We start from the raw sequence: 15,921 nt of genomic DNA on the forward strand, positions 1-15,921 counted from the left end.
TCATGCCCGCGAAACGGTGGAGAAGATGTCTGAAGTCGAAGGCCGCGAGGAAACCGAGACCGAGGAGACCGAGGAGCCTCAGGACTCCCGGCCGGCCGAGGAGCCTCAGGACGACTCCCGGCCGAAGGTGACGATGCCGCAGGCCCGGGAGATCGGCCGCAGCGAGTTCACTCCGCACGCGCTCGGCACCAAGACCCGCACGGCGCCGCGCAAGGGGACGCGCAAGGCCGCCAAGCGGCGTCAGATCGTCTACTCGGTGGCGGGCGCGGTGGTCGTGCTGGCGCTCATCGGCGCGGGCATCTGGTGGGAGACGCGGCCGGCGCCGTCGGTGAAGTTCAAGGGCGCGTTCGGCAAGGCGCCGTCGGTGTCGGTGCCCAAGGCCAAGCCGGCGGCCAAGCAGAGCGTCAAGGAGCTGATCCACGGCTCCGGGCCCAAGATCGGCAGCAACGACTTCGTCGTCGCGCACCTGCTGGCCTACCAGTGGGCGGCGAAGCACCAGAAGTCCCCTCAGCCGCTGCTGGACACCTTCAAGCAGAACAAGCCGGCCGCGGGCACCGCGAACCAGCTGACCGGGCTTCCGGCGCTGGACAAGGAGATCGTGGGCCGCACGCCGGGCACGCGGCTGGAGCTGACCCTGCCGTACAAGGCGGTCGGCGACCAGGTCGCGCAGGCGCTGAAGCTGGGCGCCGGCGATGACCTGGTGCTGTCGGTCGACGTGCTGAAGGCCTACGGCAAGACCGCGTCGGTGCAGGGCACGCAGCAGAAGGTCGACGCGAAGCTCCCGCAGGTCACGCCGGGCGCGCCGGGCCAGGCTCCGACGATCAAGATCCCGTCGGGTTCGGCGCCGAAGAAGCTGCAGGTCCAGACGCTGATCGAGGGCAACGGCAAGGCGGTGGCCAAGGGCCAGACGCTGATCGGTCAGTACGACGGTGTGCTGTGGCGCACCGGCAAGGAGTTCGACTCCAGCTACAAGCACGGTGCCCCGGCCGGTTTCCCGATCGGCGTCGGGCAGGTGATCCCGGGCTGGGACAAGGCGCTGGTGGGCAAGAAGATCGGCAGCCGGGTGCTGGTGGTCGTCCCGCCGAAGGAGGGATACGGCCCGACCGGGTCGCCGCAGGCGGGCATCAAGGGCACCGACACCCTCGTGTTCGTTGTCGATATCCTCGACGCGATCTGATCGCCCGGTCGCTGGAGGTCGGCGTATGCGGCGTGCCGTCCCGTGGGTCCTGCTGGCCCTCCTCGTCTCGTGCGCTGCCGCGTGCAGCGGGGGCGGGCTGCCCGACGGCGTGAAGGTGACCGGGGCGCTCGGCCGGCAGCCGACGGTGCGGATCCCGGGGTCGTCGCCCGGCGGCGAGCTGGGCGTCAAGACCCTGCACTCGGGCAAGGGCACCAAGGTGGCGGCGGGCGATCTGGTCGCGGCGAACTACGTCGGCTACCGCTGGAACGGCGGTGACCACAAGCTGATCGCCAGCAGCTACGACTCGGGGCACCCGGCGATGTTCCCGTACGGGCACCTGGTGCCGGGGCTGAACAAGGCGCTGGCCGGGCAGCGGCCGGGCGGCCGGGTGGTGGCGGTGATCCCGCCGGGGCAGGGGTACGGCGCGAACGGCTACGCGGCGCTGCAGATCGGTGGCAGCGACTCGCTGGTGTTCGTGCTGGACGTGCTGGCGGTCTATCCCAACGGCGCGGCCGCGCACGGCGCGGCGGAGCCGCAGAGCGAGGCGGGCCTGCCCCGGGTGACGACGGGCGCCGTGCCGTCGCTGACGATCCCGTCGGGGCGCCCGCCGGCGAAGCTGACCGTGCGCACGATCGTGCGGGGCACCGGTAAGCCGGTGGAGGCCCGGCAGACCGTCGTCTACCACGACCTGGGGCAGATCTGGCGTAACCACAAGACGTTCGAGTCCTCGCGTGACCGCGGGCACCCGGACTCGGTGGTGGTCGGCGCCCGGCAGATGATCGACGGGTGGGACCGCGCGGTCGTCGGCAAACCGGTGGGCAGCCGGGTGCTGGTGGTGGTCCCGCCGAGCATGGGATACGGCAAGAAGGGGCATTCCGCGTCGGGCATCACGCGTAGCGACACCTTGGTGTTCGTGATCGACGTTCTCGCCGCGTACTGACCGGCCGCGCGCTCCCTACAATCGGGCGCGTGAGCGATGTGGAGGCCATCACGGCCCTGGGCGATCCGGTGCGGCGGCGGGTGTACGACTACGTGGTCGCCCAGGATCACGAGGTGGGGCGGGCCGAGGCCGCCGACGCGGCCGGGATCCAGCGGACACTGGCGGCCTTCCACCTCGACCGGCTGGCCGAGGCGGGCCTGCTCGACGTGGTGTTCCGCCGTCCGCCCGGCCGCTCCGGTCCGGGGGCCGGGCGGCCCGCCAAGCTCTACCGGCGCTCCGCGGTCGATCACGTCGTGAGCCTGCCGCCGCGTGACTACGGCACGCCGGCGGCGCTGCTCGCGGAGGTCGTCGACGCGCTGGGGGCCGAGGGCGACCTGGAGCGGGTCGCGCGGCGGCACGGCCGTACGGCGGGGGAGACGGCGGAGGGCGGTGTGGAGGACGTCCTGGCGCGCCAGGGCTACGCGCCGTACCGGGCCGACGGGGCGGTCCGCATGCGCAACTGCCCGTTCCACGCCGTGGCCCGTGAGTTCCCGCCGCTGGTCTGCGGCATGAATCTCGCTCTGGTGGAGGGGCTGCTCGACGGCATGGGCGAGACGGGGCTGTGCGCGCGGATGCGGGCGAGGCCGGGGGAGTGCTGCGTGGAGATCATTTCTAAAAATAATGATGATTGACTTTAGAGCGCCGGAAGTGATCTGCTGACCCGCATGACGGATCATCACCTCGCGCAGCTCAACGTCGGCCGCCTGCGGTGGCCCCTGGACGCCCCCGAGTCCGCCGGCTTCGTCGACGGGCTCAAGCCGATCAACGCCCTGGCCGACGCGGCCCCCGGGTTCGTGTGGCGCCTGACCGACGAGGGCGGGCAGGACGCCACCTCGATCCACCCGGACGGTGACGACATGATCGTCAACCTGTCCGTGTGGAAGTCGCGTCAGGCGCTGTGGGACTTCACCTACCGCTCGGACCACCTGGAGTACGTGCGGCGCCGCCGCGAGTGGTTCCAGCGCCCCACAGAGCCGATCATGGTGCTGTGGTGGGTGCCGGCCGGCCACCTTCCCTCGGTGGAGGAGGCGCTCGCCCGGCTCGCCCGCCTGCGCGAGGCGGGCCCGGTCCCGGAGGCGTTCACGCTCCGCCGGCCGTACGAGCCGGACGGCCGCCCCGCCCCCACCTGATCTACAACGTAAAGGCGCCGGGCCGGGCGAGCGGGAGTTCAGCCGAGAAGGGCGGCGGCGTGGCGACCGGCCGCGGCGGCGGTCAGGAAGCCCGCGAGGTCCTCGTCCAGGCCCCGGCCCATCGTCGACAGGCGCACCGGTGAGGCGCGCAGCGCCTCCTCCAGGCCGTCGACCGGCACGCGGACCAGGTCGTGGCGTTCGCCGAGCGGCGCGGCGTCGGCGGCGACCCGCGCGCCGAACGGGCCCGGCAGCTCCGGCACCACCACCTGCGCCCGGGCGAGCGCGACCCGCCCGTACGCGGTGAGGCTGTGGTGCGACACCCCCTGATGGCGTTCGCGGGCGTCGGCCTCGCTGACCCGCAGCGAGGCGACGGGCCGGCCGCCGAGCACGCCCGCGGCGTTCACCGCCTCACCGGCCGACACGCCCGAGAATCCCCAGCGCGTTCCGGTGCCGAGGTTGCCCGGCCCCTGCGCGACGACCGCGACCTCCGCCTCCAGCACGAGCCGGGCGGCCAGCAGCCCGGTGTGCAGGGTCACCGCCTCCAGGTCGCCGCCGAACGCCTGTCCGGTCGTGACGACCGCGGCGAGGGCTCCGGCCTCGCGCAGCGCCGCGGCCGAGCGGGAGAACCAGGAGGGCAGCGCGCCGCCGTCCGGCATGACGTAGACGACACGGGTCCCCGGGCGGTCGAGGTGCAGCCCCGCGACGATCGCCGGCAGCGCCGAGTGCAGGTCGGCGACGACCACCGGCATCCCGTCGATCGAGTCGGCGTCGCGGAGCAGCTCGTGGTGCGGGGAGTCCTGCTCGTCGGCGCCGAGTACGGTCGCCTGCAGAGGCGTGTAGCGGGCCTTGACGAGATGGCCCGGACCCGAGGGATCCGGCGGGAAACGGTCCGGTACGGCCGCCACGATGGCGTACCCTCCGGTGCCAAGCCCCATGGCGAGCGCCGTAGTGTTGAGCAGCACCACGTCGCCCACCTGGGGCGATCCCACCAGTGCCGGGTAGGCCAGCGCGCGGGCCGCGCCGTCGTGGTCGATCTCCACGTCGAGTTCCATCGCGCCGGGCCACTCCCGGCGTATCTTGACAACCGTGCCTTTGCGCCATCGGATCACCCGCCAACGGTAGCGTCGGAGGCCACGGGGACGGGTCCGAAGGAGTGCCGATGTCGCGCCGCAAGACAGAGCGGTTGCTCAATCTCGTGGTGTGCCTGCTGGCCACCCGCAGATATCTCACCGCGGAGCAGATCCGCCAGGCCGTGCCGGGCTATCCCGACGGCTCCGAGGCGTTCAAGCGCATGTTCGAACGCGACAAGGAGGAGCTGCGCGAGCTCGGCGTCCCGCTGGAGACCGGCAGTGAGGGCGAGGAGGACACCGGCTACCGCATCCAGCGCCAGGCGTACGAGCTGCCGGAGATCCAGCTGGAGCCCGACGAGGCCGCGGTGCTGGGCCTGGCCGCGCGGGTGTGGCAGCGCGCCAGCCTCGCCGAGGCGGCCTCCGGGGCGCTGCTGAAGCTCCGCGCCGCCGGCGTGGACACCGCCGAGGCCGCCTCTCTGGGCATCGAGCCGCGGGTCGACACCCACGAGCCGGCCTTCCCCGCCCTGTGGCGCGCCGTGCGCGACCGCCGGCCGGTCGCCTTCGACTACCAGGGGATCGGGCGCAGCGCGCCGCAGCGGCGTCACCTGGAGCCGTGGGGGGTGGTGAGCCGCCGTGGCCGTTGGTACGTCGCGGGCCACGACCGCGACCGCGGGCAGGTGCGGGTGTTCCGGCTCAGCCGCATCCTCGGCACCGTCTCCGGCGACGGGCCGGCCGGCAGCGTCGTGGTGCCCGACGGCGTCGACGTCCGCGAGATCGTCGCCGCCAGCGGCAGCCCGGCGCCGGACCGGCGCACCGCCACGGTGCGGCTGCGCCGTGGCGCCGCCCACGGCATCCGCCGGTGGGCCGCCGACGTACGCCCCGACGAGGGCGAGTGGGACCGCGCCGAACTCGGCTTCGCCGACGTCGACCGGCTCGTGGACTACCTCGCCGGGTTCGCCGACGACGTGGTCGTCATCGGCCCTCCCGACGTACGCGACGCCATGATCCAGCACTTGAAGGCGGTGCTCGCATGAGCGAACGCAGTGAGCGAATCGAAGACACAGCGTTCTGGGCCACTCCTCCGACGAAGGAGGGCGCATGAGTTCGGCGGATCGTCTCACGCGGCTGCTCGCTCTCGTCCCGTACGTCGTCTCGCGCAGCTCGGTCAGCGTCGCCGAGGCCGCCGCGGCGTTCGAGGTCAGCGAGAAGCAGCTCATCGACGACCTGAACCTCCTGTGGTGCGTCGAGTTGCGCGCCCCCGACCCGTACTGCCCGATCGACCTGTCCTATGAGGGCGGTGAGATCGTCGTCAGCGAGGCCGAGTCGATCAGCCGCCCGCTGCGGCTCGACGTGGACGAGGCCGCCGCGCTGCTCATCGCGCTGCGCACGCTCGCCGAGATCCCCGAGCACGGCGACGCGCTCAGCCGCGTGATCGCCAAGCTGGAGGCCGCCGCCGGCAACGCCGCGCGGCCGAGCAGCCAGGTGTCGGTGCAGGTGGAGGTGCGCCCGGACATCCTTCTCCAGGTGCGCGCCGGGCTCGACGAGGGCCGGCGGCTGCGGATGACCTACTACGTGCCGGGACGCGACGAGAACACCGAACGCGACGTCGACCCGATGCGCCTGCTCCTGGTGGACGGCTGGTCCTACCTGGAGGGCTGGTGCCGCCGGGCCGAGGCGGTGCGCCTGTTCCGCCTGGACCGCATCGTCGAGCTGGAGGTCCTCGACGTCCCCGCGCGGATCCCGGAGGAGGCCGAGCCGGTCGACGTCGACCGCGGCCTGTTCCGGCCGTCCCCGGACGACACCAGAGTGATCATCGACCTGACGCCGTCCGGGCGCTGGGTCGCCGACCACTACCCCTGCGAGAGCGTCACCGAGCTGGGGGAGGGCCGGCTGCGCGTCGAACTGCGCACCCGGGACACGCGGTGGGTCCGCCGCCTGGCGCTGCGGCTGGCCGGGGACGGCGCGGTCGTCGCCCCCGCCGATCTGGCCGAAGGCGTCCGTGACGACGCCGAACGCGCCCTCGGCCAGTACACCTGACCCGCGGCCGGGGCGCCCGCGCCGCGGACCGGCTCCGGCCACGGGCCGTGTAGTCTCGGGCGCGTGCCGTGGGTGATGTTGTTCATCGGACTGACCTTCGCCGGACTGGTGGTGATCGCCGTCTGCGCGGTCAAGGTGTTCGTCGCCGTCCGCGATCTCGGCCGGGAGATCCAGCACACCAGACAGCGTCTGGCGCCGAAACATTCGGCGCTGCGCACCGCGGCGCGCCGTCTGGAGGAAACGCGATAGTGAGCCATTCGCCCGGACGGCGTACGATCAGGGGAGAACCGGCCACTGCTGAAGAGGACTGTCATGGATCTTGGCCCGTGGGAGATCGCGATCATCGCGGTCGTCATTCTGGTGCTGTTCGGCTCGGCGAAGTTGCCCCAGGCGGCGCGTTCGCTCGGGCGTTCGATGCGCATCTTCAAATCCGAGACCAAGGGTCTGATCGGCGACGATGACGAAAAGCAGAGCACGTCGGCCGACGCTCGCACGGAGGCCGCACGGCTGCGCGCGGAGGCGGCACGGCTCGAGGCGCAGGCCGGTCCGCAGGAGCTGAAGGCCCCGGTGGACGACGCCGTGAAGGAAGGCGTGCCGGTACGGCAGTCGGAGCACGGCAAGTAATCCTGACGAGCCGGAGCACACAATCACATGTCGGCGATGAAGTCCCTGCGGCGTGCCTCCCGAACGCCGAACCCGGATGGGCGTATGCCGCTCATGGAGCACATCCGCGAGCTGCGCAACCGTCTGCTCAAGGCGATGCTCGGGATCGTCGCGGGGGGCATCGTCGGCTGGATCTTCTATGACCCGATCTGGAACGTCCTGCAGCACCCGTACTGCAAGATTCCGCAGGCCAACCGCCTCGGGCAGTGCGTACTGACCACGACCGGGATCCTCGACCCGTTCGTGCTGCGGATCAAGATTTGTCTGATCATCGGGCTGGTGCTCGGTGCGCCGATCTGGCTCTACCAGATCTGGGCGTTCGTCGCGCCCGGGCTCTACCAGCGCGAGCGGCGTTGGACGTACGTCTTCATGGCCGGGGCGGTCCCGCTGTTCGCGTTGGGCGCGTGCCTGGCCTACCTGACGCTCGACAAGGGCCTGGGCATCCTGCTCGGCTTCACGCCGGAGCACGTCCTGCCCCTTGTGACGATCACCAGTTATCTCGGCTATGCCGTCGCGATGCTGTTGATCTTCGGTGCGACGTTCGAGTTGCCCCTGTTCGTCGTCGTCCTCAACCTCGCCGGCGTTCTGACGCACGCGCGGATCAGGAAGTGGCGCCGCACCCTGGTCTTCGGCATCTTCGTGTTCGCCGCGGTCGCCACGCCGAGCCAGGACCCGTTCACGATGCTGGCGCTCGCCCTGCCGACCGTCGTGCTGTTCGAGGTCGCCGAGGTGATCGCCTACGTCCACGACAAGCGCAAGGCCGCCCGGCCCGACCCGTACGCCCACCTGTCCGACGACGAGGCGTCCCCGATCGACATGGGCGACCTGGAAGACCACGACCTGGAGGACACCCCACGCGGCTAGGGCCACCCCCGGCGGTTCGATGATCGTCGGGGTGTGCCGCGTCCCACGCCCGGCCTTCCGTAGGCTTGGACCATGACCACCCCCGCGGAGCGCTATGCCGCGAACCGCCGGCGCATGGCGGGCTACACGCCGGCGCTGACGGACTTCCAGAGCCTGTACGACTTCGACCTCGACTTCTTCCAGGTCGACGCCTGCCGCGCGCTGGAGAACGGCCATGGCGTCCTCGTCGCCGCCCCGACCGGCTCCGGCAAGACCGTCGTCGGCGAGTTCGCCGTCCACCTGGCGCTGGCCAACGGGCAGAAGTGCTTCTACACCACGCCGATCAAGGCGCTGTCGAACCAGAAGTACGCCGACCTGGTGCGCCGCTACGGCACCGGGAAGGTCGGCCTGCTCACCGGCGACAACACCATCAACGGTGAGGCACCGATCGTCGTCATGACGACCGAGGTGCTCCGCAACATGCTCTACGCCTCCTCCCCGACGCTGTCGGGGCTGGCCTACGTCGTCATGGACGAGGTGCACTACCTGGCCGACCGGTTCCGCGGCGCGGTCTGGGAGGAGGTCATCATCCACCTGCCCGAGTCCGTACGCCTCGCGGCGCTGTCGGCGACGGTCAGCAACGCCGAGGAGTTCGGCGAGTGGCTGCAGGAGGTGCGCGGCGACACCACCGTCATCGTCGACGAGCACCGGCCGGTGCCGCTGTGGCAGCACATGCTGGCCGGCAACCGGCTGTACGACCTGTTCGTCGACGACGAACACACCAAGGTCAACCCGGCGCTGCGCCGGTTCGCCCTCGACGACCTGCGGCGCACCAAGGTCAACCAGGGACGCCGCAGCGGCCGGCGGCGTGAGGCACGGCCGCAGCGGTTCCGCCCGCCGGCCCGTTCGGAGGTGATCGACCGCCTCGACCGGGCCGGGCTGCTGCCCGCGATCACCTTCATCTTCAGCCGGGCCGGCTGTGACGCGGCCGTCGAGCAGTGCATGTACGCCGGGCTGCGGCTGACCTCCATGGAGGAGGCCGAGGAGATCCGCGCCCACGTCGAGGAACGCGTCGCCGACATCCCGCGCGAGGACCTGGACGTCCTCGGCTATCGCGCCTGGCTGGGCGCTCTCGAACGCGGCCTGGCCGCCCACCACGCCGGGATGCTGCCGACGTTCAAGGAGATCGTCGAGGAGCTGTTCACCGAGGGGCTCATCAAGGCGGTCTTCGCCACCGAGACGCTCGCACTCGGCATCAACATGCCGGCCCGCACCGTCGTCATCGAACGCCTCGTCAAGTGGAACGGCGAGATGCACGCCGACCTGACGCCGGGGGAGTACACCCAGCTCACCGGCCGGGCGGGGCGGCGCGGCATCGACGTCGAAGGCCATGCCGTCGTGCTGTGGACCCCCGGCGTCGACCCCGGCTCGGTGGCCGGCCTGGCCGGCACCCGCACCTACCCGCTCAACTCCAGCTTCCGCCCGTCGTACAACATGGCCGTCAACCTCGTCGGCCAGTTCGGCCGTGAGCGGGCCCGTACGCTCCTGGAGGAGTCCTTCGCACAGTTCCAGGCCGACCGGGCCGTGGTGGGCCTGGCACGGCAGCTACGGCGCAACGAGGAGGCCCTGGAGGGTTACCTGGAGGCCGCCACCTGCCACCTCGGCGACTTCATGGACTATGCCCGGCTGCGGCGGCGGCTGTCGGACCGGGAGAAGGAGCTCGCGCGTGCGCGGTCCGGCGCCCAGCGGGCCGAGGCGGCGCGGTCCCTGGAGCGGCTGCGGCCCGGTGACGTCATCGTCGTGCCGAACGGCCGGTGGGCCGGGTTCGCGCTCGTGCTCGAACCCGGCGCCGCCAAACGCGTCGACGATCCGTCACCGCTCGTGCTGACCGTCAACCGGCAGGTCAAGCAGCTGGCGCTGATGGACTTCCGCGGTCCGGTCGAGCCGGTGGAGCGCATTCGCATCCCCGCGTCGTTCAGCCGCAAGTCGCCTCAGCACCGCCGTGACCTGGCCTCCACGCTGCGCAACAAGACCGCCCTGATCGATGCGCCGCGCCCGGCCAAGCGGCCCGAGCCCACCGGCGAGGACCCGCAGATCAAGGAGCTGCGCCGGCGGCTGCGCGAACACCCCTGCCACGGCTGCGCGGAACGCGAGGACCACGCCCGGTGGGCCGAACGCTACTTCCGGCTCGAACGCGAGACCGCCGATCTGCGCCGCCGTGTCGAGGGCCGTTCCCAGGTGATCGCCCGGACGTTCGACCGGGTGTGCGGCGTCCTCGAACAGCTCGGCTACCTGGAGGACGAGCGCGTCACCGACGCGGGGCGGCGGCTGGGGCGCCTCTACAGCGAGTCGGACCTGCTCACCGCCGAATGCCTGCGCGAGAACGTCTGGGAGGGCCTGGACGCCGCCGAGCTCGCCGCGAGCGTGTCCGCGCTCGTCTACGAGTCCCGGACCGACGACCCCAAGGCCCCGCGCGTGCCGGCCGGCCCGGTCACCGAGGCGCTGACGAAGATGGCGAGCCTGGCGGAGGACCTGCGCGAGGTCGAACGCGACCACCGCGTGGCGTTCCTGCGCGAGCCGGACCTGGGCTTCGTGTGGGCCGCCCACCGGTGGGCCCGCGGCCACCAGCTCGACGCGGTGCTCAGCGACACGGACCTGACCGCGGGCGACTTCGTCCGCTGGGTGAAGCAGCTGCTGGACCTGCTGGGCCAGATCGCCGAGGCCGCTCCGCGCGACAGCGGCATCCGCGCGACGGCCGGCAAGGCCATGGACGCCATGCGCCGCGGCGTCGTCGCCTACTCCTCCGTCGCCTGACCGGCCCGCGCGCCGGGTCCCCGCGGGTTTCCCGTCACGGGGCGTCGGTCAGAACTCGTCCTCGGCCTCGGCGACCTCGCGCAGGGCGCCGGGGTCCAGGATGAGGATGCGCATGCGCTGGGTGACGACCACGCCGTGCTTGCGCCACACCGTCAGGGCGCGGGCGACCGTCTCGCGGGCCCGGCCGATCATCGTGGCGAGTTCGTGCTGGGTCAGCGGCAACGGCAGCGCCACGGCGCCGTCCGCGCCCGGAACGCCGTAGCGTTCGGCCAGGTCGAGCAGCAGTAGCGCGAGCAGCTTGGGGCCGCTCGTGCCGACCTGGGAGGTCATGCGGCGGTCGGCGTCGTCCATCCGGCCGACCATCACCCGCGCGAGGACCTGCGCGGCGTGGGCGTGGGCGTTGAGGAAGTTCGCGAACTGCTCGGCCGGGACCGCGAGCGCGCGCACCCGGTTGAGGGCCTTGACGTTCGCCGATCGCGGCCGGCCGTTCAGCCAGCCGCTCTCGCCGATCGTGTCGGCCGGTCCGCGGATCGCCAGCATGACCTCATGCCCGTCGGCACGCCCGGCCGTCACCTTCACCCACCCGTCCAAGATGATCAGGACGTGGTCGGGGTCGGCGCCCTGACTGCACAAGAGCGTACCGGCGGCATACTCACGAGTCCGACCGGCCGCGCGCAACGCGGTCCGTTCGGACTCGTTCAGTGCCTGCCAAAAACCTTGTCTGTTCGCGAGGGTCTCCTGCACCAGGTTCCCGTCTGCCCGTCCCGGCAGAGGTTCGTTATTGAACCTCATTTCTTCCAGTGGACCTAATGAATGGCAAGGATGTCTAGAGGCCGGCACCCGATGCATGGGGAGTGGGGCGGTTTTCCATGACCCGGGTGCCGGCCGGTCCGTGACGGCCTAACGGCCGAAGGCCATCGCCCCGGCCGCGACGCTCCAGGCGAGCACGCCGACGCCGGTCACGTAGGCCCAGGTCAGCGCCTGCTGGGTCAGCGTCTCGCGATGGCGCACGGCCGCGGTCAGCTTCTGCAGCTGCAGCACGGCCGGCGCGCACAGCTCCGGCGCGTCGCCCGGGATCTCGGCGATGAAGCGATAGAACCGCTCCTGCGCGAACGAGGTGAGGCGGTTCGCGCGGACGAGCAGGGCGACGGTCACCGCGCCGGCGGCGAGCACCGGCGCCAGAGCCGCGAGAAGGACGCCGCCGTACGGGGCGCCGCTCGCCGTCCGGATCGTATCGGCCTGCACGACCAGACCCATCGCCCCCGTCGCGACGATCCATCCGGCGAGGGCGGTGGCGTGGTTGGAGCGCCGCACCATCCCGAACATCGCGCTCACGCCGCCGAACGCCGCCCCGTCATCCCCGGGGGACGGTGGTGTTCGCCTGCTGAGGATCGTCGTCATGGCCGCCTCTCAGTGATCCCCGTCGCGCAACTTTCACTGCGCCTCTCACTGAAATGAAAACCCCAAGCGGCCGGGAACACTGCGCCATATGACGCAATCAGCGCATTAGTCGCCCGACGTTTTCACGGCGGCCAGCAATCGGTTGACCGGACCCTCGAGGTTCCACCGGTCGGTGAGCTCCACCAGGCGTTCCGGCGAGCGCGGCGTGCGCGGCAGCCGCGCGTCGAGATCCGGAAGGGGGATATCGGTGACGACCCGCACGACCATTTCGGCGGCGCGCAGGTAGTCGCGCGCCTTCTCCAGCTTCAATCGGCTGCCGGCCGGGAAACCGGACATCTCGCCCGTATCGAGCGCCTTTTCGATGCCCTCCAGCGAACCGAATCTCGTGATCAAAGCGGCGGCCGTCTTGTCGCCGACGCCGGGCACGCCCGGCAGCCCGTCGCTCGGGTCGCCGCGCAGCGTCGCGAAGTCGGCATAGGCCCGCCCCGGCACGCCGTACTTGGCGGTGACCTCGGCCTCGCCGACGACCTGCAGCGCCTTGATGCCGCGCGCCGTGTAGAGGACGCGCACCGGCTTGTCGTCGCGGACGAGCTGGAACAGGTCACGGTCGCCGGTCACGACGTCGACCTCCCCCGGCTCGGCGGCGGCGAGCGTGCCGATGACGTCGTCGGCCTCGTACCCCGCGGCGCCGACCTTGGCGATGCCGAACGCCTCGAGCACCTCCTCGATGACCGGGACCTGCGCGCCGAGTGCCGGCGGCGTCTGGTCGCCGCCGTCGGGCCCGACCCGGTGCAGCTTGTAGGACGGCAGGGCCTCGACCCGGAACCGCGGGCGCCAGTCGGCGTCCATGCAGGCCACCACGGAGTGCGGCGACCGCTCCCGCACGAGCCGGGCGATCATGTCGAGCAGCCCGCGGATCGCGTTGACGGGCGTGCCGTCGGAGGCGGTCACCGATTCGGGCACCCCGTAGAAGGCGCGGAAGTACAGCGACGGCGTGTCAAGCAGCATGAGTCCACCCACGCCCCCATCTTGGCAGCCTCCGCCGACAGGAACCGCCGGGTCGTCCGACCCGGTCGGGCCCCGGCTCGGAAACGCCCACTGAACGCGCGCACGCCGCCGTCTCCGCGCGCCGCGCCCCGTCCCCGTGTGGATGACCGAGGACGCGTCCGGCGAAGACGGCGAGCGTCTCCGCGGCGGTGCGGAGGCCGGCGTACCGGCCGCCCACCGGTTCCCCGCGCCCGGCGAGGCCTGCGGGGAACCGTCAGCGGCCCGGCGCCCGCGCGTCGTCGAGGAACGGGGCCAGCAGCCCGGCGGTCACCGCGCGCAACCGGTCGCGCGACAGAGGGTCGTAGGTCCCCTCGTGGGCACGGGCCTCGTCGGTGCCGTCGAAGTAGCGCCCGCCGGTCGCGCCGGCCGGCCCGGTCGCCAGGTTGATCACCGCCCGCACGCCTTTGGCGACCGTGGACATCGGCGGCATCATCGACTCCCTGACCATGTGGGTGTTCATCATCGTCGCCGGGTGCAGGCAGGTGACCGCGACCGGACGCCCGGCGAGCTCCTCGGCGAGGGAGAAGGTGAACGCGGCGAGCGCGAACTTGCTGCGGAAGTACGCCTGCGCCCCGGAGTAGTGCCTCTCCAGCCCCAGGTCGGCCAGGTCGACCGGTGCCTGCCCGGCCGAGCCGACGTTGATGACCCGCGCGGGCGCGCCCGCCTCGAGCGCGGGCAGCAGCCGCCGGGTCAGCAGGACCGGCGCGAGGTAGTTCACCGCGAACCGCAGTTCGTGGCCGTCCTCGCTGAGCATTCTGCGGCGGTACGGCGGACGGCCGGCGCCCACGCCGGCATTGTTGACCAGCAGCCCGACGGCGCCGTGCTCGCCGGTCACCCGGTCGGCCAGCTCGCGGACCCGCGCGAGCGAGCCCAGGTCGGCGAGGCAGACCTCGGCGCTGCCCCCGGAACCGGTGATCTGATCCACCACGGCGGTCGCCCGCCCGGCGTCGCGGCCGTGCACCAGCACGTGCCGGCCCTCCCGGGCCAAAGCGGTGGCGACCGCCTTGCCCAGGCCGGAGGTCGCGCCCGTGACCAGGGCGATGTTCGTCATCTCTGCTCCCTTGACTTCCTCGGTTCGCGGCACCGGCCGGTCAGGCCGCCGTGGCCTTGCCGAGCCCGAGCATCCGGACCACCACCCGGTCACGGAGCCGCGACGGCAGGCGGGCCAGGATCAGCGCGGGCCGTACGTCGGAGCCGGCCGCGTAGCGGGCCCGCGGGCGGTTCGCCTCCAGCGCCCGGACGATCGTGCGGGCGACCCGGTCCGGCCCGGCGCCCCGCATCCGGGCGACGGCGGCGTCCACGGCCTCGATCTGCCGCCGGTACAGCGCGAGGCGCGCCGGGTCGGCGGAGGCGAGGGCGGTCTCCGCGGCGGCGTTCGCCTTGGCGAAGATCCCGGTCTCCACGGAGCCCGGGACGACGGTGACCACCGCGATGCCCTGCCCGGCGAGTTCGACGCGCGCGGCGTCGGACAGGGCGTCCAGTGCGGCCTTGCTCGCCGAGATCGGACCGGCGAACGGCATGGCGAGCCGCGCGGTCGGTGCGCTGATGTTGATCAGACGGCCGCCTCCCGTACGGAGCAGCGGCGCGAACGCGCGGGTGACCTCGACGGGCCCGAAGACGTTGACGGCGAACTGCCGGTGCAGTTCGCCGGCCGGGACCAGCTCCAGCGGGCCCTGGACGATGACGCCGGCGTTGTTGACGACGCCGGCCAGGCCCTCGCCGTCCCCCAGCCGGGCGACCTCCTCGGCCGCGGCCGCGACGCTGCCGGGATCGGTGACGTCGATCCGCACCTGCTCGACGCCGGCCAGGTCACGCAGGTGCGGCGCCTCGGCGCGGACGCCGGCGTAGACCCGGTACCCGCGTTCGGACAGCGCCCGGGCCGTGGCGGTGCCGATGCCTCCGGCCGCTCCCGTGACGAAGACGGCGCGCGTGTTCGTGCCCATGAACCCACCTCATGTGTACTGGGGTACATGTTCTGGAGGACATGTACTTAGGGACATGTGGAATCATCGAGGTGGTCCAGGGGACATGTCAAGATGGAGTCCACGACCACGTCCGGAAAGGTGCTGTCTTGTCCCTGCGCCATGGATTGCTCGGGCTGCTCGCCGAAGGCCCGGCCAGTGGGTACGACCTGGCCCGGCGCTTCGAGGAGGCCCTCGGCCCGGTATGGCCGGCCCAGCACCCGAAGATCTACGCGGAGCTGTCACGGCTCGCCGGCGCCGGGATGATCGAGGTGGACAGCCGTGGCCCGCGCGGCCGGAAGGCGTATCGGATCACCGACACCGGCCTCGCCGAGGTACGCCGCTGGCTGGCCGAGGGCGACGTCGACCACACCCTGCGCAGCGAGTCGGTGCTGCGGTCGTTCTTCTTCTGGCTCATGGAACCGGACGCACTGCGCGAACACCTGCGTCGCGAGCAGCGGTTCTTCGCCGAGACCGCCGCCATGGCACGGACGTACGCGGCGGCCAAGGACCGCGGTGACTTCGGCGACAGCATGCAGACCAAGTCGATGCGCGTGGCCGTGGAGGCGGCGATCCGGATGTACCAGGCGCTGGCCGACTGGGCCGAGTGGGCCCAGACCGTGCCCCCGGCGGTCGCGGACACCGGCCGGTCCGACGAGGCGGCCGATGCGGCTCGGACGCCGACCGGCCCCGACGAGCCGGCCGCGGCCGGTTAGGGTCTGTCTCAAGGCCCCGCCGTCCCATGGCGCGCGGCGCTCGGGCGGTGCCGCGTCCCGCGCCCTCGGCGGGCGGTAGGGGG

Annotated in this window: 17 protein-coding genes; 11 read left to right on the forward strand and 6 right to left on the reverse strand. The window is 72.2% G+C overall.

Annotated elements, in window-relative coordinates:
- Nucleotides 1–25: 25 nt before the first annotated feature.
- Genes OG417_RS28445 through OG417_RS28460 form a run of 4 tightly spaced genes read left to right on the forward strand, consistent with a single transcriptional unit; the run spans nucleotide 26 to nucleotide 3,286 of the window.
- Nucleotides 26–1,177, forward strand: coding sequence for an FKBP-type peptidyl-prolyl cis-trans isomerase (locus OG417_RS28445; protein WP_329234730.1), 1,152 nt, complete (start codon nucleotides 26–28; stop codon nucleotides 1,175–1,177).
- A 25-nt stretch (nucleotides 1,178–1,202) separates the two neighbouring features.
- The gene (locus OG417_RS28450; RefSeq protein ID WP_329234733.1) at nucleotides 1,203–2,117 is read left to right on the forward strand and encodes an FKBP-type peptidyl-prolyl cis-trans isomerase; all 915 of its coding nucleotides are present in this window, start codon (nucleotides 1,203–1,205) and stop codon (nucleotides 2,115–2,117) included.
- Between the two features lie 29 nt (nucleotides 2,118–2,146).
- A complete protein-coding gene (locus OG417_RS28455) occupies nucleotides 2,147–2,788 on the forward strand; it encodes a helix-turn-helix transcriptional regulator (protein ID WP_329234736.1) in 642 nt (213 codons plus the stop codon).
- Nucleotides 2,789–2,821: 33 nt separating this feature from the next.
- A complete protein-coding gene (locus tag OG417_RS28460; RefSeq protein WP_329234739.1) occupies nucleotides 2,822–3,286 on the forward strand; it encodes a DUF3291 domain-containing protein in 465 nt (154 codons plus the stop codon).
- 38 nt (nucleotides 3,287–3,324) lie between these two features.
- Here OG417_RS28460 and OG417_RS28465 read toward each other — a convergent pair whose 3' ends face one another.
- Entirely contained in the window at nucleotides 3,325–4,395 is a 1,071-nt protein-coding gene (locus OG417_RS28465; protein WP_329234743.1) for a DUF3866 family protein, read from the reverse strand.
- Between the two features lie 50 nt (nucleotides 4,396–4,445).
- Between OG417_RS28465 and OG417_RS28470 the strand changes: the two genes are divergently transcribed.
- The 6 genes from OG417_RS28470 to OG417_RS28495 all read left to right on the forward strand — a co-directional run bounded on the left by OG417_RS28470 (nucleotide 4,446) and on the right by OG417_RS28495 (nucleotide 10,713).
- Complete coding sequence (locus tag OG417_RS28470) at nucleotides 4,446–5,390, forward strand: helix-turn-helix transcriptional regulator (RefSeq protein ID WP_329234746.1); 945 nt, start codon at nucleotides 4,446–4,448, stop codon at nucleotides 5,388–5,390.
- A gap of 64 nt (nucleotides 5,391–5,454) precedes the next feature.
- Nucleotides 5,455–6,393, forward strand: a complete 939-nt coding sequence (locus OG417_RS28475) for a WYL domain-containing protein (protein WP_329234750.1) — start codon at nucleotides 5,455–5,457, stop codon at nucleotides 6,391–6,393.
- Between the two features lie 63 nt (nucleotides 6,394–6,456).
- A complete protein-coding gene (locus OG417_RS28480; protein WP_329234753.1) occupies nucleotides 6,457–6,642 on the forward strand; it encodes a hypothetical protein in 186 nt (61 codons plus the stop codon).
- Between the two features lie 63 nt (nucleotides 6,643–6,705).
- The gene (gene tatA, locus OG417_RS28485; protein WP_329234756.1) at nucleotides 6,706–7,017 is read left to right on the forward strand and encodes a Sec-independent protein translocase subunit TatA; all 312 of its coding nucleotides are present in this window, start codon (nucleotides 6,706–6,708) and stop codon (nucleotides 7,015–7,017) included.
- Between the two features lie 84 nt (nucleotides 7,018–7,101).
- The gene (tatC, locus tag OG417_RS28490) at nucleotides 7,102–7,920 is read left to right on the forward strand and encodes a twin-arginine translocase subunit TatC (protein WP_329234759.1); all 819 of its coding nucleotides are present in this window, start codon (nucleotides 7,102–7,104) and stop codon (nucleotides 7,918–7,920) included.
- Nucleotides 7,921–7,992: 72 nt separating this feature from the next.
- On the forward strand, nucleotides 7,993–10,713 hold the full coding sequence (locus OG417_RS28495) for a DEAD/DEAH box helicase (protein WP_329234762.1): 2,721 nt from the start codon (nucleotides 7,993–7,995) through the stop codon (nucleotides 10,711–10,713).
- Between the two features lie 48 nt (nucleotides 10,714–10,761).
- Here the strand turns inward: OG417_RS28495 and OG417_RS28500 are convergent, their stop codons facing one another.
- The 5 genes from OG417_RS28500 to OG417_RS28520 all read right to left on the reverse strand — a co-directional run bounded on the left by OG417_RS28500 (nucleotide 10,762) and on the right by OG417_RS28520 (nucleotide 15,104).
- Complete coding sequence (locus OG417_RS28500; protein WP_329262674.1) at nucleotides 10,762–11,457, reverse strand: Crp/Fnr family transcriptional regulator; 696 nt, start codon at nucleotides 11,455–11,457, stop codon at nucleotides 10,762–10,764.
- A gap of 156 nt (nucleotides 11,458–11,613) precedes the next feature.
- Nucleotides 11,614–12,114: a hypothetical protein gene (locus OG417_RS28505; RefSeq protein WP_329234765.1), complete on the reverse strand. Its 501-nt coding sequence runs from the start codon at nucleotides 12,112–12,114 to the stop codon at nucleotides 11,614–11,616.
- A 105-nt stretch (nucleotides 12,115–12,219) separates the two neighbouring features.
- Nucleotides 12,220–13,122, reverse strand: a complete 903-nt coding sequence (locus OG417_RS28510) for a 5'-3' exonuclease (RefSeq protein ID WP_329234768.1) — start codon at nucleotides 13,120–13,122, stop codon at nucleotides 12,220–12,222.
- A gap of 253 nt (nucleotides 13,123–13,375) precedes the next feature.
- Nucleotides 13,376–14,212, reverse strand: coding sequence for an SDR family NAD(P)-dependent oxidoreductase (locus tag OG417_RS28515; RefSeq protein WP_329234771.1), 837 nt, complete (start codon nucleotides 14,210–14,212; stop codon nucleotides 13,376–13,378).
- A 40-nt stretch (nucleotides 14,213–14,252) separates the two neighbouring features.
- Nucleotides 14,253–15,104 carry an SDR family NAD(P)-dependent oxidoreductase gene (locus OG417_RS28520; protein ID WP_329234774.1) on the reverse strand — a complete coding sequence of 284 codons (852 nt, stop codon included), beginning with the start codon at nucleotides 15,102–15,104 and terminating at the stop codon, nucleotides 14,253–14,255.
- 128 nt (nucleotides 15,105–15,232) lie between these two features.
- Between OG417_RS28520 and OG417_RS28525 the strand changes: the two genes are divergently transcribed.
- Nucleotides 15,233–15,838 carry a PadR family transcriptional regulator gene (locus OG417_RS28525; protein WP_329234776.1) on the forward strand — a complete coding sequence of 202 codons (606 nt, stop codon included), beginning with the start codon at nucleotides 15,233–15,235 and terminating at the stop codon, nucleotides 15,836–15,838.
- The last annotated feature ends 83 nt before the right edge of the window (nucleotides 15,839–15,921 follow it).

Origin of the sequence: Actinoallomurus sp. NBC_01490 (genome assembly GCF_036227085.1) — a bacterium.
Classification (GTDB): domain Bacteria; phylum Actinomycetota; class Actinomycetes; order Streptosporangiales; family Streptosporangiaceae; genus Actinoallomurus; species Actinoallomurus oryzae.

Bases quoted from the DNA above. Each gene is read 5' to 3' on its own strand.
- OG417_RS28520 (WP_329234774.1), bottom strand. From the start codon at position 15,104: ATGGGCACGAACACGCGCGCCGTCTTCGTCACGGGAGCGGCCGGAGGC.
- OG417_RS28515 (WP_329234771.1), bottom strand. From the start codon at position 14,212: ATGACGAACATCGCCCTGGTCACGGGCGCGACCTCCGGCCTGGGCAAG.
- OG417_RS28445 (WP_329234730.1), top strand. From the start codon at position 26: ATGTCTGAAGTCGAAGGCCGCGAGGAAACCGAGACCGAGGAGACCGAG.
- OG417_RS28460 (WP_329234739.1), top strand. From the start codon at position 2,822: ATGACGGATCATCACCTCGCGCAGCTCAACGTCGGCCGCCTGCGGTGG.
- OG417_RS28510 (WP_329234768.1), bottom strand. From the start codon at position 13,122: ATGCTGCTTGACACGCCGTCGCTGTACTTCCGCGCCTTCTACGGGGTG.
- OG417_RS28475 (WP_329234750.1), top strand. From the start codon at position 5,455: ATGAGTTCGGCGGATCGTCTCACGCGGCTGCTCGCTCTCGTCCCGTAC.
- OG417_RS28505 (WP_329234765.1), bottom strand. From the start codon at position 12,114: ATGACGACGATCCTCAGCAGGCGAACACCACCGTCCCCCGGGGATGAC.
- tatC (WP_329234759.1), top strand. From the start codon at position 7,102: ATGCCGCTCATGGAGCACATCCGCGAGCTGCGCAACCGTCTGCTCAAG.
- OG417_RS28470 (WP_329234746.1), top strand. From the start codon at position 4,446: ATGTCGCGCCGCAAGACAGAGCGGTTGCTCAATCTCGTGGTGTGCCTG.
- tatA (WP_329234756.1), top strand. From the start codon at position 6,706: ATGGATCTTGGCCCGTGGGAGATCGCGATCATCGCGGTCGTCATTCTG.
- OG417_RS28450 (WP_329234733.1), top strand. From the start codon at position 1,203: ATGCGGCGTGCCGTCCCGTGGGTCCTGCTGGCCCTCCTCGTCTCGTGC.
- OG417_RS28495 (WP_329234762.1), top strand. From the start codon at position 7,993: ATGACCACCCCCGCGGAGCGCTATGCCGCGAACCGCCGGCGCATGGCG.